The 17,406-nt window shown below is 63.7% G+C and carries 6 protein-coding genes; 2 read left to right on the forward strand and 4 right to left on the reverse strand.

The features are described from left to right. Nucleotides 1-51: 51 nt before the first annotated feature. Nucleotides 52-3,510, reverse strand: a complete 3,459-nt coding sequence (gene pyc, locus QM996_RS16710; RefSeq protein WP_500268402.1) for a pyruvate carboxylase — start codon at nt 3,508-3,510, stop codon at nt 52-54. A gap of 118 nt (nt 3,511-3,628) precedes the next feature. Beyond that, a complete protein-coding gene (locus QM996_RS16715) occupies nt 3,629-4,369 on the reverse strand; it encodes a helix-turn-helix transcriptional regulator (protein ID WP_429814561.1) in 741 nt (246 codons plus the stop codon). A 380-nt stretch (nt 4,370-4,749) separates the two neighbouring features. Between QM996_RS16715 and QM996_RS16720 the strand changes: the two genes are divergently transcribed. Then, a complete protein-coding gene (locus QM996_RS16720) occupies nt 4,750-6,507 on the forward strand; it encodes a glucan ABC transporter ATP-binding protein/ permease (RefSeq protein ID WP_500268403.1) in 1,758 nt (585 codons plus the stop codon). Nucleotides 6,508-6,689: 182 nt separating this feature from the next. After that, nucleotides 6,690-7,322, forward strand: a complete 633-nt coding sequence (locus QM996_RS16725) for a LysE family translocator (protein ID WP_500268404.1) — start codon at nt 6,690-6,692, stop codon at nt 7,320-7,322. A gap of 24 nt (nt 7,323-7,346) precedes the next feature. Here QM996_RS16725 and QM996_RS16730 read toward each other — a convergent pair whose 3' ends face one another. Together QM996_RS16730 and ndvB are read right to left on the reverse strand one after the other, a co-directional pair. After that, nucleotides 7,347-8,501, reverse strand: a complete 1,155-nt coding sequence (locus tag QM996_RS16730; RefSeq protein ID WP_500268405.1) for an OpgC family protein — start codon at nt 8,499-8,501, stop codon at nt 7,347-7,349. Nucleotides 8,502-8,747: 246 nt separating this feature from the next. After that, nucleotides 8,748-17,375, reverse strand: a complete 8,628-nt coding sequence (gene ndvB / locus QM996_RS16735; RefSeq protein WP_500268406.1) for a glycoside hydrolase family 94 protein — start codon at nt 17,373-17,375, stop codon at nt 8,748-8,750. Nucleotides 17,376-17,406: the final 31 nt, after the last annotated feature.

Below are 17,406 nucleotides of genomic sequence, written 5' to 3' on the forward strand. Positions count from 1 at the left end.
AAAACGGCCGGGCAAAAACCCGACCGTTCTTGTTTACAGGGGCAGAAGCCCTCAGGCGTCGAAAACGATCAGCAGGTCCTTGGCGTCGATCTGGTCGCCGGCGCGCACCAGCACCTCGGCGACCGTGCCATCCTTCTCGGCATGCAACGCCGTCTCCATCTTCATCGCCTCGATCGAGAGCAGCACGTCGCCGGCCTTGACCGCTTGGCCGGCGCTGACGGCAACGGTCGAGATGACGCCCGGCATCGGCGCGCCGAGGTGGGCTGCATTGCCGCCCTCGGCCTTGCGGCGCACAGCGCTGGCGGCACTGCGGTTGCGATCCGGCACCTTGATCAGGCGCGGCTGGCCGTTCAGTTCGAAGAACACCTTGACCATGCCCTTCTCGTCCGGCTCGCTCTTCGCCTGGTGCAGGATCACCAGCGACTTGCCCCTCTCGATCTCCGGCTGCAGTTCCTCACCCGGCGCCAGCCCGTAGAAATAGGCCGGCGTCGGCAGGACGCTGACCGGGCCGTAGGTGTCGGCGGCGACCGCATAGTCGGTGAAGACCTTCGGATACATCAAGTAGGAAGCGAACTCGAAGTCGTCGACCTTGCGCTCGAGCTTGTCCTCGATCGCCTTGCGTTCCGCGTCGAGATCGGCCGGCGGCAGCAGCGAGCCCGGAACGGCGGTATAGGGCTTCTCACCCTTCAGCGCCTTCTTCTGCAGCGCTTCCGGCCAACCGCCAGGAGGCTGGCCGAGATCGCCCTTCAGCATCGAGACGACCGAATCCGGGAAGGCGATGTCCTTCGCCGGGTTCTCGACGTCGGCAACCGTCAGATCCTGGGAGACCATCATCAGCGCCATGTCACCGACGACCTTGGAGGACGGGGTCACCTTGACGATGTCGCCGAACATCTGGTTGGCGTCGGCATAGGCCTGGGCGACACGGTGCCACTTGGTTTCGAGCCCAAGCGAACGGGCCTGCTCCTTGAGGTTGGTGAACTGGCCGCCCGGCATTTCGTGCAGGTAGACTTCCGATGCCGGCCCCTTGAGGTCGCTTTCGAAGGCGGCGTACTGGTAACGCACCGCTTCCCAATAGAACGAGATGCGGCGGATCCATTCGGGGTCGAGCCCCGGATCACGCTCCGAGCCGCGAAGCGCCTCGACGATCGATCCGAGGCAGGGCTGCGAGGTATTGCCGGACAGGGCGTCCATCGCCGCATCGACGACATCGACGCCGGAATCGACGGCAGCAAGAACGGTCGCGGCCGCGATGCCCGAGGTGTCATGTGTGTGGAAGTGGATCGGCAGATCCGTCGCCTCGCGCAGCGCCTTGAAGAGCACGCGTGCGGCCGCCGGCTTCAACAGGCCCGCCATGTCCTTGACGGCGATCATGTGCGCGCCGGCCTTTTCGAGCTCGGCCGCCAGCGCCGTGTAATACTTGAGATCGTATTTCGGGCGCGCCGAGTTCAGGATGTCGCCGGTGTAGCAGATCGCCGCCTCGCAGATGCGGTTCTCTTCGGCAACGGCCTCCATCGACACCCGCATGTTGTCGACCCAGTTAAGGCAGTCGAAGACGCGGAAGACGTCGATGCCGCCCTTCGCCGCCTGGCGGACGAAATACTTCACGACGTTGTCGGGGTAGTTCTTGTAGCCGACGCCGTTGGCGCCACGCAGAAGCATCTGCAGCAGCAGGTTCGGCGCATCCTCGCGGATGCGGGCGAGGCGATCCCACGGGTCTTCGGTAAGGAAGCGCATGGACACGTCGAAGGTCGCACCGCCCCAGCATTCCAGCGAAAAGAGCTGCGGCAAGGCGCGGGCATAGGTGCCGGCGACGCGGGCGATGTCATGCGTGCGCATGCGGGTCGCAAGCAGCGACTGATGGCCGTCACGCATCGTCGTATCGGTCAGGAACACCCGGCTTTCGCCACGCACCCACTCGGCGAACTTCTTCGGGCCGAGTTCGTCGAGCTTCTGCTTGGTGCCGGCGGGGACTTCCCCCTGGATGAACGGCACGACGGGCTTCGCCGCATCCGCCGGCGGCTTCGGGCGGCCCTTCGCCTCCGGATGACCGTTGACGGTGACGTCAGCGAGGTAGGTCAAGAGCTTCGTCGCGCGGTCCTGGCGCTTCACCTGCTGGAACAGTTCAGGCGTCGTGTCGATGAAACGGGTGGTGTAGGTGTTGTTGCGGAACTGCTCGTGGCCGATGATCGCCTCGAGGAAGGTGAGGTTTGTTGCCACACCGCGGATGCGGAATTCGCGCAGCGCCCGGTCCATGCGGCTGATCGCCTCCGCCGGCGTGCTGCCGGAAGCCGTGACCTTGACCAGCAGCGGGTCGTAGTAGCGGGTGATGTAGGCGCCGGTATAGGCCGTGCCGCCATCGAGGCGGATGCCGAAGCCGGCCGCCGAGCGATAGCCGGTGATGCGGCCATAGTCCGGGATGAAGTTCTGTTCCGGATCTTCGGTGGTGATGCGGCACTGCAGCGCGTGACCGTTGAGGTGGATGTTCGCCTGGTCAGGTACGCCCGATGCCGGTGTGCCGATCGCCTCGCCGTCGAGGATGTGGATCTGCGCCTTGACGATGTCGATGCCGGTCACCACTTCGGTGACGGTGTGTTCGACCTGGATGCGCGGGTTCACCTCGATGAAGTAGAACTTGCCGGTGTCGGCATCCATCAGATATTCGACGGTGCCGGCGCCGATATAGTTGGTCGCACGCGCGATCTTCAGCGAATAGTTGGCAAGCTCCTGACGCTGCGCGTCCGAGAGATAGGGTGCCGGCGCGCGCTCGACGACCTTCTGGTTGCGGCGCTGGATCGAGCAGTCGCGCTCGAAGAGATGCACGACATTGCCGTGGGTATCGCCGAGGATCTGGCTTTCGACGTGACGGGCGCGTTCGACCAGCTTTTCGAGATAGACCTCGTCCTTGCCGAAGGCAGCCTTCGCCTCGCGCTTGGCTTCCGTCACCTCGCGGATCAGGTCCTTCGGGTCGCGGATGGCGCGCATGCCGCGTCCGCCACCGCCCCAGGAGGCCTTGAGCATGACCGGATAGCCGATCTCGGCGGCAAGGCGATGGATTTCCTTTTCGTCGTCCGGCAGCGGATCGGTGGCCGGCACGACCGGCACGCCGACGGAAATGGCGAGGTTGCGCGCGGCGACCTTGTTGCCGAGCTGGCGCATCGTCTCCGGCCGCGGGCCGATGAAGGTGATGCCGGCGGCGTCACAGGCATCGACGAATTCCGGGCTTTCCGAAAGCAGGCCGTAGCCCGGATGGATGGCATCGGCGCCGGAAAGCTTGGCGACGCGGATCACCTCGTCGATCGACAGGTAGCTTTCGATCGGACCGAGGTCACGGGCAAGGTGCGGGCCGCGGCCGATCTGATAACTTTCGTCCGCCTTGAAGCGGTGCAGCGCCAGTTTGTCCTCTTCTGCCCATATCGCGACCGTTTTCAGACCGAGTTCGTTTGCAGCGCGGAAAACGCGGATGGCAATTTCAGAACGGTTGGCAACAAGGATCTTCGAGATAGGCAAGTCGGTCTCCTCAATGACTTGAAATTGCGGGAAATGCTGCACCCGCGAAATAAAGTATTAGCGAGTCACCGAGCAGAGCGCAATTTCAGATGCGACAGGAAACCGAAAGCCTTTGACGTTAGGAAATCAACCCGAGCCGGAAGGCGATCGCCACGACGTGATGGCGGTTCTTGCCCTTCAGCTTCTCCTGGATGCCGTTCATGTACCAGTCGACCGTGTGGCTCGAAATGTCGAGCACCTTGCCGATGTCGTTCGAAGTCATGCCGTCGGCGAGATAGTTGAGCGCTTCCATTTCGCGCCGCGTCATCTGCACCTCGACGCGCGAGCCGAGCTCGGCCGAAACCTCGGGATCGCTCAGCTCCAGCAGCTTCCAGAACAGCCGCTTGGCGATGGCATCGAACAGGCTGATCTCGACCGGGCTCAACTCGACGACACGACCGCCGACTGTCAGATTGCCGAGCAGGCCGCGCCGGCCGTGCACCGGGAAGATATAGCCATCGTAGAGACCGTGGTTGCGGGCCTCGATCATCATGCTTTCCATGCGCTTGCGATGCGGATCGGAGCGGAAGGCAAACAGCGTGTCGCGCCAGCGAAAACCTCGCTGCGCATGGCCGAGGTAGCGAATGGTCGGATCGATCACCACGAACTTCTTGCGGATGTAGATCTGCGGCCAGCCTTCCGGCCAGCGACCGGCGAGCAGCAGCCGCAGCGGATTGTCATGTGGCTTCGGTTGCCGGACGACCCCGTAGAAATCGAAGCCGCAGCGATCGAGCAGGCGCTCGAACTCCGGAATGATTTCCTCGCGTGTCTTCATCTCCTCCAGAAGCGCGAGAAACTGTACGAGCAGCGTAATGTTCATGGATCACCTTCCAGGTAGATGCATATGGTCGCATTTCCGAATCCGGACATAAAGGCACCGTTCAGCGACCATTCATGTTGCACCCGCGATAATCCGTCATACCACGCCCGGTCTTATGCGAAATATGCAAGAAATCGGAGTTGGCACGATAGATAGCAGACTATGAATATTCTCGCCAAGCATCGGTTACGAGCGAAACGGGAAAACGAGTGGCTGTCCATACGTCCGGCTACGGCCTCCCTTGCCGCCTAAGACCGTCTCAGCGCGGCCCCGAATGTACAGCGGCGGACCAAGGCCCGCCAACCGTACATCGAGGACGCGGGTGCATCCGCCGCAAAAGTCTGCGGCGCCAAAATCCGGTACCCGGAAGGGGTGAGACAGTGTCATTGTTCCAAGTGTATGCAAGAGCGCTCCAGTATCTTGCGGCTCACAAGTTTCGTGTCTCGGCGATCGTCCTCGCCAACGTCGTTCTGGCCATCATCACGATTGCCGAGCCGATCCTGTTCGGGCGCATCATCGACGCCATTTCGTCGAAGGGCGAAGTCACGCCGATGCTGCTCATGTGGGCAGGTCTCGGCGTGTTCAACACCGTCGCCTTCGTGCTCGTCGCCCGCGAGGCGGACCGGCTGGCCCATGGCCGCCGCGCCACGCTCCTGACGGAAGCCTTCGGCCGTATCGTTTCCATGCCGCTCGCCTGGCATAGCCAGCGCGGCACGTCCAACGCGCTGCACACGCTGCTGCGCGCCTGCGAAACCCTCTTCGGCCTCTGGCTCGAGTTCATGCGCCAGCACCTGGCGACTGCCGTGGCGCTCGCGCTTCTCGTTCCGACCGCCTTTTCAATGGATGTACGCCTCTCGCTCGTGCTCGTCGTGCTCGGCGCACTCTACGTGCTGATCAGCAAGGTCGTCATGAGCCGCACCAAGGAAGGCCAGGCCTCGGTCGAGAACCATTACCATACGGTCTTCTCCCACGTTTCCGACGCCATCAGCAACGTCTCGGTCGTGCACAGCTACAACCGCATCGAGGCTGAAACCCGCGAGCTGAAGAAGTTCACCGAGCGGCTGATCTCCGCCCAGTTCCCGGTGCTCGACTGGTGGGCGCTGGCGAGTGCGCTGAACCGCGTCGCCTCCACCATTTCGATGATGGCGATCCTCGTCATCGGTACCGTGCTGGTACAGCGCGGCGAGCTCGGCGTCGGCGAAGTCATCGCCTTCATCGGCTTTGCCAATCTGCTGATCGGCCGCCTCGACCAGATGAAGGCCTTCGTGACGCAGATCTTCGAAGCCCGCGCCAAGCTCGAGGACTTCTTCAACCTCGAAGACGCCGTCCGCGAACGCGACGAACCGCCGGGCGCGACCGAACTGCCGCCTGTCGTCGGTGAAGTCGAGTTCCGCAACGTCTCCTTCGACTTTGCCAACACGAACCAGGGCGTGCACAACGTCTCGTTCACGGCCAAGGCCGGCCAGACGATTGCCATCGTCGGCCCGACGGGTGCCGGCAAGACGACGCTCGTCAACCTGCTGCAGCGCGTCCACGACCCGCGTGACGGCCAGATCCTGATCGATGGCAACGATATCTCGAAGGTCACGCGCAAGTCGCTGCGCCGTTCGATCGCCACCGTCTTCCAGGATGCGGGCCTGATGAACCGCTCGATCTCGGACAACATCCGTCTCGGCCGTGACGATGCGACGATCGAGGAAGTCATGGCTGCCGCCGAAGCGGCCGCCGCCTGCGACTTCATCGAGAGCCGGACGGGCGGCTACGATACGGTGGTCGGTGAACGCGGCAACCGCCTGTCGGGCGGCGAGCGCCAGCGTGTGGCAATTGCCCGCGCCATCCTCAAGAACGCACCGATCCTGGTGCTCGACGAGGCGACCAGCGCGCTCGACGTCGAAACCGAAGCCCGCGTCAAGGATGCGATCGATGCGCTGCGCAAGAACCGCACGACTTTCATCATCGCTCACCGCCTGTCGACGGTGCGCGAGGCCGACCTGGTGATCTTCATGGATCAGGGCCGGATCGTCGAGATGGGCGGCTTCAACGAGCTCAGCCAGAGCAATGGCCGCTTTGCAGCCCTGCTGCGCGCCAGCGGCATCCTGACGGACGAAGATGTCCGCATGAGCCATACGGCGGCATAGGACGCTCGCTTAAGTTAATGAACGAACTTCAAACCACCCGCAGTCAAACGCGGGTGGTTTTTCTTTTCGACATTCTGGCGCGTCGCTTCGAACAGCCTTGTCATTCCTGGGAATGACAGCCTTGTCATTCCTGGGAATGCTGGTAGACGGGAATTCCGGCTTCAATTCCAAGGGAATCACCAATGCCGGATATCTCCACCATTGCACTCTTCGCCGCGGCAAGCCTCGTGCTCACCGCCACGCCTGGTCCTGACATGCTGCTCATCGCTTCTCGGAGCGTGAGCCAGGGGCGGGCGGCCGGGTTCCTCACCTATGGCGGTATCGCGCTCGGCACCTATTGCCATGCGCTGGCCGCCGCACTCGGTCTTTCCCAACTCTTTGTCACCGTACCTGTTGCCTACGAGATCGTGCGCTGGGCGGGCTGCGCCTATCTGCTTTATCTCGCCTACAAGACAGTCCGCTCGGACTCTACGAGTTCTTCCCCGATTTCGACGCTCAATCGACTTTCAAACAGGCGAATCTTCGGCGAGGGACTGATGACGAACCTGCTCAACCCGAAGATGGCGCTGTTCGTGCTGGCCCTGTTGCCGCAGTTCGTGGACCCGAAAGGCGGGTCGATGGTCGCGCAGATGCTTCTGCTCGCAACCGTGTTGAACGGCATCGGCTTCCTGGTGAACGGCTCGGTTATCCTGGTTGGCAGCCATCTGCGCGCGCGGCTCGCCGGTATCAGGCGTTTCCCGAAGCTGCCGCAATACCTGCTCGCCGGCGTGTTCACGGGGCTCGCCTGCCGCCTTGCCCTTGGTTCGAGAAATTAGACGCCCGGCAAGGGCGGCGTTTTCTTACGCCGCCCGCAGCGGTTTTGCCGTGGCAATGCCGCGCAGCCATTCGAGATAGTAGGCATAGGCGAAATGCAGCCCGATGCCGACGAGCACGAACAAGCTACCGAAGATCGGATTTCGCCCGGTGACGAACAGCAGCACCTGGCCGGACATCGCCAGGATCGTACCGAAGATGAAGATCGGCAGCGAATGTCGCCCGACCACCGCAAGCGGATGATCGCTGTCGAGCTTGGCGAGGTTGCTGATCCGAGGCGTCACGGCGATGACATAGGCGAGCGCCAGCACATGCAGCAGCCGCGGTCCCGACAGGAAGGTCTTGTCGAAGCCGGTGAGGACCGCTGGAAGACCGAAGGAGAAGTCTATGCTCCAGAAGGAGAACAGTACCCAGACAGCCGAGATCGCGAGATAGGCGCAGCAAAGGGCGAACAGCCAGCGCCAGCGCGGCAGCGTTCCACCGCCGCGCACGAAGGTCATCATGACGATGCCGATGACGAACAGGAACTGCCAGGACCAGGGATTGAGGAACCAATAGCCTTCGTCAAGGAAGTTCGACGGCACGAATTTGAAGATGCCTGCGGCCAGCCACAGGGCGGCCGACAGCAATAGCAGCAGTTTCTTGCTGACGCCGTTCAGCCAGAGGATTGCCGGCAGCATCAGGAACAATGCCGCATACATCGACAGGATGTTGTTGTAACCGAGCTGGTGTCCCAGGAGCACCATGGCGACGATGCCCTGCTCGGTCTGCTCCACCATCGGACGGATGTTGATTTCGCCGATCAGGTCCTGCCGGCCGAAATAGATCGCACCGCCGGCGAAGATTGCCAGCGTGACGATGCTGGTCATGATGTGGGCGATGTAAAGCGCCAGCGCCCGCCGCCAGATTTTCAGCGTCGTCGCCAGCCGTCCGGCGGCGGCGAACTTGCCGCCATAGGCGATCCCGACCGACAGGCCGGAGATCAGCACGAAGGCCTCGGCGGAATCGGAAAAGCCGAAGTTCTTGTGCGTCAGATATTCGAGATACTGTCCCGGAACGTGGTTGACGAAGATCGTCAGCAGACACAGCGCCCTGAACACGTCGAGGCGTGTCTCACGCTCCTTGGGAACCATTCGGACGGACGTCGGGCTGACGCCACCCTGAAATGTCTTTTGCAGCATGCGCTCCGTTTTCCAGGATTTGGCGCCCCTGCCCCATCCCTGTTGAAACGGGCACCGACACCCCGCCTTGTCGCGTGACGCCCGGCACCATGAACGAGAGCAATGTGCAGCGGCTTCCCGCCCGCACCCCGCTCCAAGGCACGACACCCGGCCGTCGAGGTCGTGCCGCCGACACTTCCGCAAAGAAAAACCGGCCTTGCCCTTGCGGGAACAAAGCCGGTCTCGTCCTGTCTTCAGTGCCGGCAGTTACAGCAAAATGCCTTCATGCGCGTTTTTTGTGACACTATTGTTTATGCTGACGATCGGCTCGCCACTTTTCTGGTCGCGCTGCACGGAAATCTTGTGCCGCGCACCGTTCAGCGTCACCTCGGCGGAGTAGCCGTCCCAGGCCGCCGGCAGCACCGGCCTGATGACCAGCTTGTCGCCCTGCCTGCGGATTCCGAGAATACCCTCGATGCCGACGCGATAGAGCCAACCGGCCGACCCGGTATACCAGGTCCAGCCGCCGCGTCCCGCGAGATCGCCTTCGCCATAGATATCGGCGGCGACGACATAGGGCTCGACGCGGTAGTGTTCCGCCGCCTCCCGGCTTCCGGCATGCGAGACCGGGTTCAGCATCTGGAAGACGCGCCAGGCCTCCTCCGCCCTGCCCTGTTCGGCGAAGGCCAGCGCCACCCAGGTGGCCGCATGGGTATATTGCCCGCCATTCTCGCGCACGCCGGGCGGATAGGCCTTGATGTAGCCCGGGTCCTGCGACGTCCGTTCGAGCGGCGGCGTGAACAGCCGGACGATGTGCTGATCCGGATCGACGAGTTCGGCCATGACCGCGTCCATGGCCTTGAGCGAGCGCTGCTCGTCGCCTTCGCCCGAAAGCACGCTCCAGGATTGACCGATCGAATCGATCCGGCATTCGAGCGCCTCGCTCGTGCCGAGCGGTGTGCCGTCGTCGTAATAACCTCGGCGATAGTAGTCGCCGTCCCAGCCGGCGATATCGAGCGCCTTCTTCAGGGTTTCCAGATGCGACTCCCAGCGGGTGACGCGTGCCTGGTCCTTGCGCTCGCGCGCGTAAGGCAGGAAGCCACGCAGGGTGCCCGCGAGGAACCAGCCGAGCCAGGTGCTGGTGCCCTTGCCGGCAGCGCCGACACGGTTCATGCCATCGTTCCAGTCACCGCCGAGGATCAACGGCAGGCCGTTCTTGCCGGTCCGCTTGATCGCGAGATCGAGCGCGCGCGCACAGTGCTCGTAGACGTCGCCGACCTCCTCGGAAATGTCAGGCTTGTAGAAGGCATCGTGCTGGCCCTCTTCGAGCGCCGGCCCGCTGATGAAGGCGATCTGTTCCGCCAGGATGTCGGACGTACCGGTCACCGAGCAGTAATGGGTGACGGCATGGGCCAGCCAGACGACGTCGTCGGAAATCATCGTGCGCACGCCGGCGCCGGTTCCCGGCAGCCACCAGTGCTGCACGTCACCCTCGACGAACTGCCGGGCCGCGGCGTTCAGGATCTGCGCCCGGGCAAGCTCCGGCCGGTGGATCAGGAAGGCCAGCGTGTCCTGCAGCTGGTCGCGGAAGCCGAAGGCACCGCTCGCCTGGTAGAAGGCGGAGCGTGCCATGATGCGGCAGCCGAGGCTCTGGTAGGGCAGCCAGTTGTTGATCATGGCGTCGAAGGCCGGGTCCGGCGTTTCCACCTTCACGATATCGGTGAAATCGCGCCAGAACGTCTTTGCCGCGTCCAGTACCGTATCGAATGCGATCTCGCGCAGCTCACCGATAACGGCGCGAAACTGATCCTCATTGTCGGTATCGCCGAGAATGAAGGTGACCTGCCGCTCGGCGCCGGGTTCGATCATCAGATCGGACGCAACGACGGCGCAGGGATCGCCGTCGACGTCGACGGAACCGGAGAGTTCGGTACCCGAAAGCACCGCTTGCGGCACGAGGATGCCGCCGAGCGAGCCCAGGAACTCCCGGCGGCTCGCCGTGTAGCCGGCCGCCTGGCCCCCTTCGACCGTGAAGAAGGCGAACCGACCGGCATAGTCGATGCTGTAGGGGTTGGTTGCGACCAGCGCGGCTGCCTCTTCATCCCACTTCGAGAGGATGAAGGGTGCCGAGCGGGCGCGGTTGTTGCCGAGCACCCACTCGTTATAGCCGTAGAGCCTCAACCGCCGCGCCGTCGCCGTACGGTTCCGGATCGAGACCCGGATGAGCTTTGCCGGCAGGCTCCGATGGACCGTATGAGTCGCCTCGATCTCGAGGCCGTCCTGGGTACTGCGGAAGCTCGAATAGCCGAGCCCGTGTGCGGTTTCGAAGACGACGGAGCGGCGGCGCGAGAGCGACGCATAGGGCGTCGACACCGAACCGCTCTCCAGGTCGCGGATGAAGATCGCTTCGCCCGGACGGTTGATGACCGTGTCGTTCGTCCACGGCGTCAACTGGTAATCGCGCGAGTTGCGGCTCCAGGAGAAGGCCGCCCCTTCCGCCGAAACGTGGAAGCCGAACTGCTCGTTGGAGATGACGTTGATCCAGGGCTGCGGCGTCGCTTCGCCGCCACGCAGGCGCACAACGTATTCGCGACCGCCTTCGGCAAAGCCGCCGAAACCGTTCCAGAAGGAAAGGCCATCGCCCTTGATTTCCGCGGGGGCTACGTCTGCCTTCTCCTGCGGTGCCGCCAGCAGCGGCCCGACGAACTCACCGCTCTTCTCGCTACCCTTCACCGGCGCCGGCGAATAGAGCGAGTTGGCGCGGGCGATCTGATCGGAGATCGTGCCGTTACGGGCGTGGAACACGGCGCGCGAAGCCGACAGCAGCGTCGACCAGGTCTCCGCCTCCATCAAGTCGCGGCGCACCGAGAAGATGTGCTGGCGCGGGCCGTCCGAAAGACCACGAAGCCTGAGGTTCTCGCACATGGAATCGAGCGCGTGCTGCATGTCCTGCGCATAGGACGAGGCACGCTCGTTGATGATGACGAGGTCGGCGGTGATGCCGCGGGCGCGCAGGTATTCCTGGGCGCGCAGGGCCTCACGCGCAATGCCGAGGTCGCCGTCGTCATTGATGCGGAGGCAGAAGATCGGATAGTCGCCCGAGATCGCCAGCGGCCAGAGCTTCGACTGGGAGTCGAGGCCGGCCTGCACCGTCGCCGTATCGGCACGCAGGTGCATGTCCGGATAGACGAGATAGCGGCCCAGCATCTGGAAGCTCGCCGCCTCCTGCGACGTCACGCCGACATGGCGCATCTGCACCTGGCTGCGGGTCCAGGCGTGGATGAGCTCCTGGTTGAAGGTCTCCGGATGGCGGTAGCGGTCGATCGCCCGATCGACCTCCTCGCGGCTCGGCGCAGCGATCGTCCAGAAGACGACGCTGACCTTCTTGCCAGCAGGCACGCGGACGACGCGGCGCAGCGACATGATCGGATCGAGGGTAAAACCATCGGTTCCGGAAAGCACCGCATCCGTGTCGAAGGCGGCCGCCTCGGCAAGCGTCCGGCCCGGGCCGATGAAGCGGCGACGGTCGGTCTCCGCTTCCGTATGGCGATCGCTGCCGGCATTGTCGGTGACGAGATGCGCCACTTCCATGTCCGGATCGGTGGAGCTGCGCTTGTTGCGGCTGACACGGATGACGTCGCCACGGCGGCTGATTTCCGTGCGCACGAACATTTTCGAGAAGGCCGGATGCGCGCTGTCGGCCTCGTCGGTCGAAAGCACCGGCTCGGCATAGGAGGTCACTTCGATGAAGCGATCCTGGGCACCGGTATTGAGCAAGATGACCCGGCGGCCTTCCGCGTCGTGTTCGGTGGCGACGATGCACTCCACTTCGCTGGTGAGATCGCCGACCGTCTTGACGAATTCGGCCTTGTCGTCGCCGAAGCGGGTCAGCACCTTCTCGCCGGCGGCGCGGCGCGGCTCCGATGTCGCCGACCACCAATCACCGGTGGTCGTGTCGCGCAGGAAGATGAAGGTTCCGGTGCGATCCTCGACCGGATCCGGCTTCCAACGTGTGACGGACTGGCCGTTCCAGCGGGCATAGCCGGCACCATTGGCGGTCAGCATGACCGAGTAGTGACCGTTGGAGAGGAACACGGTCTCGCGGTCCTGCGCCAGCGGGTTCTCGATGATGCGGACTTCCGGACGCAGGAGATCGTCCTGGCCCTTGCCGACCGATTCCGGCTCGCGCTTGGCGTTCATGATCGGGATGTCGCGCGGCGCCTTTTCCTGCAGCAAGAGTTCAGCGGCCTCGATCACCGGATCGGCGTGGAACCACTCGCGCAGGCGACCATTGAAGACGACGTTGGCGACAGCCGCGATCGACATGCCATGGTGGTGCGCATAGTAGTTGCGCACGACCGCGCATTTCTGGCCCTCGGGCACGCGCGTCGGCGTGAAGTCGACGGCATCGTGGAAGCCGTAAACGCCGAGCGCGCCGACCTCGCGCAGACGTCCGAGGTTGGCGAGCGCCGATTTCGGATCGTACATGCAGGCAAGAATCGAGGCGTAGGGCGCGATGACCGCGTTCTGGCCGAGGCCGCGTTTCAGGCCGAGCGTCGGCACACCGAAGTTGGTGTACTGGTAGGTGAGTTCGTGATCGCGCGCATTGAATGCGGCTTCCGAAATGCCCCAGGGCGTGCCGAGGCGGCGGCCGTGGTTGATCTGCTCCTTCACCACCAGATTGTTGGTCTGGTTGAGGATGCCGCCCTGCCGCTCCTGCATGACCAGCGGCGGCATCAGATATTCGAACATCGAGCCCGACCAGGAGATCAGCGCGCCGCGCGCGCCGATCGGCACGATCGGACGGCCGAGCTTGTACCAGTGCTCGGTCGGCAGGTCGCCCTTGGCGATGGCAAACAGGCTGGTGAGACGGGCTTCCGAGGCGAGAAGGTCGTAGCAGGCCTCGTCGAGCTCGTTGGCGTTGACCCGGAAGCCGATCGACAGCAGGCGCCGCTCCGGCCGGAACAGGAAGCTGAAATCCATCGAGAAGGCGATGTCGCGGGCGCGGTCCTTCAGCACCAGCAGGCGCTGGCGCAGCGATTCGATCGCACTGAGGTCGAAGACACCGTCGGCAATATGGGCTTCACAGGTGCTGACCAGTGCGTTTGCCCATTTCGTCACTTCAGTGCTTTGCGGCGTGCGCACCTCGTGGTCGAGGTTGACGGTGAGCTTGTGCATGTCGCGCGCCAGCACGGCGAGGTTGATAACCCGGATCGACGCGAACTCGCGCTCGCGCTTGACTGCGGCAAGAGCGTTCTGGAAGCCGACGATGCGTTCCTCGATCAGGCGACGCAGCGGCCGGACCGTTTTGCGGTCGTCGGGCAGTTCGCGCAGCACCTCCTGGAGGATCGCGACGACGTCGCCGATACCGTCCAGGCTGCCCTGGACATGCGCCGAGGGCGCCTCGGCCCAGTCGCGGCACATCGACGACACGGCGATCAGGTGACCGGCAAGGTTGCCGCTGTCGACCGACGAGATGTAGCGCGGCTCCATCGTGTCGAGCGTATTCGTCCGATACCAGTTGAACAGGTGGCCGCGATACTTCGGCATCCGGTCGATGGTGGCGATCGTCTGCTCCAGCCGGTTGATCGTCTCCTCGAAGCCGATCCAGCCGAAATCGCGCGCCGACATAACCGACAGCAGGTAGACACCGATATTGGTCGGCGAGGTGCGCTCGGCCAATACCGGCTGCGGCGTTTCCTGGAAGTTGTCCGGCGGCAGGAAGTGCTGCTCGGCGGTGACGAAGGTCTCGAAATAACGCCAGGTGCGACGCGCAATCAGGCGCATCTCGTCGATTGCCTCGTCGGAGACGACGAGCTGGTCCTCGGTTTCGGCCGACTGGCTGACGAACCAGGCAACGGCAGGCGACAGCGCCCAGAGCAGCGCGAAGGGAATGCCGATGAACGGCAGGCCGGTGTCGGAGATCGCGGCAAGTGCCAGCGAAAGCGCCGAAAGCGCCGGCGCGATCCACATGGCGCGATAGTAATCGCCGATCGTGCCGTGGCCGGCGCTCTGCACCTGCGCCGCCGTACGCCATTCGAGCATCAGCTTGCCGCTGACGAAGGTGCGGTAAAGCGAGCGCACGATCGCGTCGCCCATCATCGCCGCATTATGGGCGATGAAGACGATGCGGAGCGCCACTTGCGCGTTGGCGGCGCGGATTTCGGTGAGCACGGCGTGAAGGTGGGCGCGGGCGACGATGTCGTTGCGGCGCGGCAGGAGGCCGTTGATCAGCGACAGGGTCGGGGCCACGAACAAGCTGAAGATCAGCACGATCTGCCAGATCAACGCTTCCGTCGGTTCCATATAGTACCAGCCCATGACCGAGGCGACGAGCCAGGCGAGCGGGATCAGTGAGCGGCGCAGGTTGTCGTACATCTTCCAGCGGCCGAGCATCGACAGCCCGTTCGAGAAGTTGAAGATGTAGGGCAGAAGCTGCCAGTCGCCGCGTGCCCAGCGATGCTGGCGCGACATCTCGACCTCATAGCGGGTCGGGAAATCCTCGACGAGCTCGACGTCGGTCACCAGCGCGCAGCGCACATAGGAGCCCTCGAGCAGGTCGTGGCTGAGAACGGCGTTTTCCTGGATCCGGCCCTTCAGCGCCGCCTCGAAGGCGTCGACATGGTAGAGGCCCTTGCCGGTGAAGCTGCCTTCGCCGGCGATGTCCTGGTAGACGTCGGAAACGGTGAAGACATAGGGGTCGATGCCGCGGTTGGCCGAGAAGATGCGCTGGAAGGCCGAGGCTTCGCTGCCCGTGGTCAGCGACGGCGTCACGCGCGGCTGCAGCAGGCTGTAGCCGGCGATCACGTTCTGCGTCTTAGGGTCGACCACCGGGCGGTTGATCGGATGGTAGATCTTGCCGACGAGCTTCGTCACCGCATCGCGCATCAGCCGCGTGTCGGAATCGAGCGTCATGACGTACTGAACATTGTCCGGCACCGTGTTGGCGCCCTGCAGGAACGAGGTGTCGCGGTCGCCGCGAAGCAGCATGTTCAGCTCGTGCAGCTTGCCGCGCTTGCGCTCCCAGCCCATCCACACCCCTTCCTGTTCGTTGAACAGGCGGCGGCGATGCAGGAGATAGAAGCGCGTCTTGCCGTCATAGGCGTAGCGCGCCGAAAGCTGGGCAATCTCGCGCTTGGCGTAGTCGAGCACGTCGGAATCTGTGCTCGACTCCTCCGCCTTGCTATCCGCCCAGTCGCTCAAAAGCGCGAAGTAGATCTCGCCACGCGGGTTGGCCAGGTAGTGTACCTCGAGATTGCGCACGAGTTCGTCGACATGGTCGCGCTTGGCGATCAGGCAGGGCACGACGACGAGGGTACGGGCATGCTCGGGAATGCCGTCGAGGAATTCATAGCCGACAAGTCGCGAAGGTTTGACGAACAGCGTCACCAGCGTGTTGAACAGGCCCATCGCGCCTTCCGAGGCCGGAAGCGCGAAAAGAAGCAACATGATCAGCTTCGCACCGTTCGGAATGTCCATCGGACTGACGAAGGAAAAGACGGCGATCATCGCCAGGATCGTCAAGAGGATGTTCGGTCCGGCGATTGCGAACCAGTCGAGCTTGCGGCTGATACGGATGATCGTCTGCAGCAGCGAGGGTCGGTAGCCGATCCTCTTCTCGAGCATCTTGCGCTGCTTGCCGACGAGGAAGGAACCGACGTTCGGCTCCTGCAGCGGCGCTTCGGTCGCGGCCGCGGCTTCCGCCTCGCGCACCATCTCGATGGCGATCTGCGTCACCTCGTATTCGCTGTGACCGGAGCGGCGTGCCAGCTTCTCGATCGTGTCGCGATACTTGTTGCGCGAGCCGAAATCGAGCGCTGCATAGTCGGAGCCCTCGCGCAGCGCCGCGTCGATCTTGCTGACGCTTTCGAACCAGACGGCCCAATCGGTGTCGTCGATTTCGCGCAGGCTGCGGATGATGTTGCTCATCGTCGCGTTACCGGACGACAGGCGATTCTGCTCCGCGACCAGCGCGTTCTCGACGTCGCTGCCGCGTTTCTCGAGCTGCTCCTCGATCCAGCCGATGACGGCGCCCGAAGTCTGCGAGCCGTCACGCATGCGGTAGAGCAGTTGCGCGACGAAGGTGTTGTCGGCCGCCAGAGCTTCCGACTCCGCAAGCAGCGCCCGACATTTTTCCGGATCGTTCAGGCGGATGATCTGGTCGGCGACATCGTTTGCCTTGCGGCGCATGCCGCGCGAGCGCTCGACGCGAATGGCGATCCGGCGGAGATTTTCGATCAGCACGAAGCGCAGGATCGACGGCAGCGCCCAGAGTTCGCCGATCTTGAAGGTCTCGCGCTTCTGGAAGCCCTCGACCATCGCCGTGATGCTTTCGCGCGTCACCGTGCTGTGCGTGTGGGCGACATAGAGCCAGGCGAGCGCCATGGTGCGCGGGATCACCGTGCCCGAAACCGAGAGCGTCGGAAGCTGACGATAGAACCGGCGCGGGAAGTCGCGCCGGACTTCCTGGATCGCCTCTTCGACGACGTGGTGGTTGTCGAGCAGCCACTCGGCGGCCGGCGTTATCGTCGCCCCGGCCTCCACGTCGGCGGCCGTCGCCCGGTAGACGCGCAGGATCTCGTTCTCGTTTTCACGATGCCGCGGGCGGAACTCGAACGGGAAGAACCCCGGCAGTGCGGAGGCACCCTTCAATGCGAGATCCTCGCCGCATTGCCGGAGGTCCTCCATCGAGAAGAAGGTGGCGCGGATCGAATCGTTGTAATCGATCTGCTTTGCTTCCGGTTCGCGCGGAGAGGTGGGCGGCGTAGTTTGAAGCTGCATGGGTACGGGTTCTGAATCCAGCCGGGGTTGATCGGCCCGGTCCTCGTTGGGTTGCCGGGTTGGCTGCGGACCTGAGAATTCAGGCTGAGCCGGCGCGTTGCTAGACACGGTCATGTGTCCTCCCATCCACCGTCAATTCCCGCAG

It is taken from the genome of Sinorhizobium chiapasense (assembly GCF_045277575.1).
Lineage (GTDB): Bacteria > Pseudomonadota > Alphaproteobacteria > Rhizobiales > Rhizobiaceae > Ensifer > Ensifer chiapasense_A.

Coding starts and splice junctions, on each gene's coding strand:
- QM996_RS16725 (WP_500268404.1), top strand. CDS start 6,690: ATGCCGGATATCTCCACCATTGCACTCTTCGCCGCGGCAAGCCTCGTG.
- ndvB (WP_500268406.1), bottom strand. CDS start 17,375: ATGACCGTGTCTAGCAACGCGCCGGCTCAGCCTGAATTCTCAGGTCCG.
- QM996_RS16730 (WP_500268405.1), bottom strand. CDS start 8,501: ATGCTGCAAAAGACATTTCAGGGTGGCGTCAGCCCGACGTCCGTCCGA.
- QM996_RS16715 (WP_429814561.1), bottom strand. CDS start 4,369: ATGAACATTACGCTGCTCGTACAGTTTCTCGCGCTTCTGGAGGAGATG.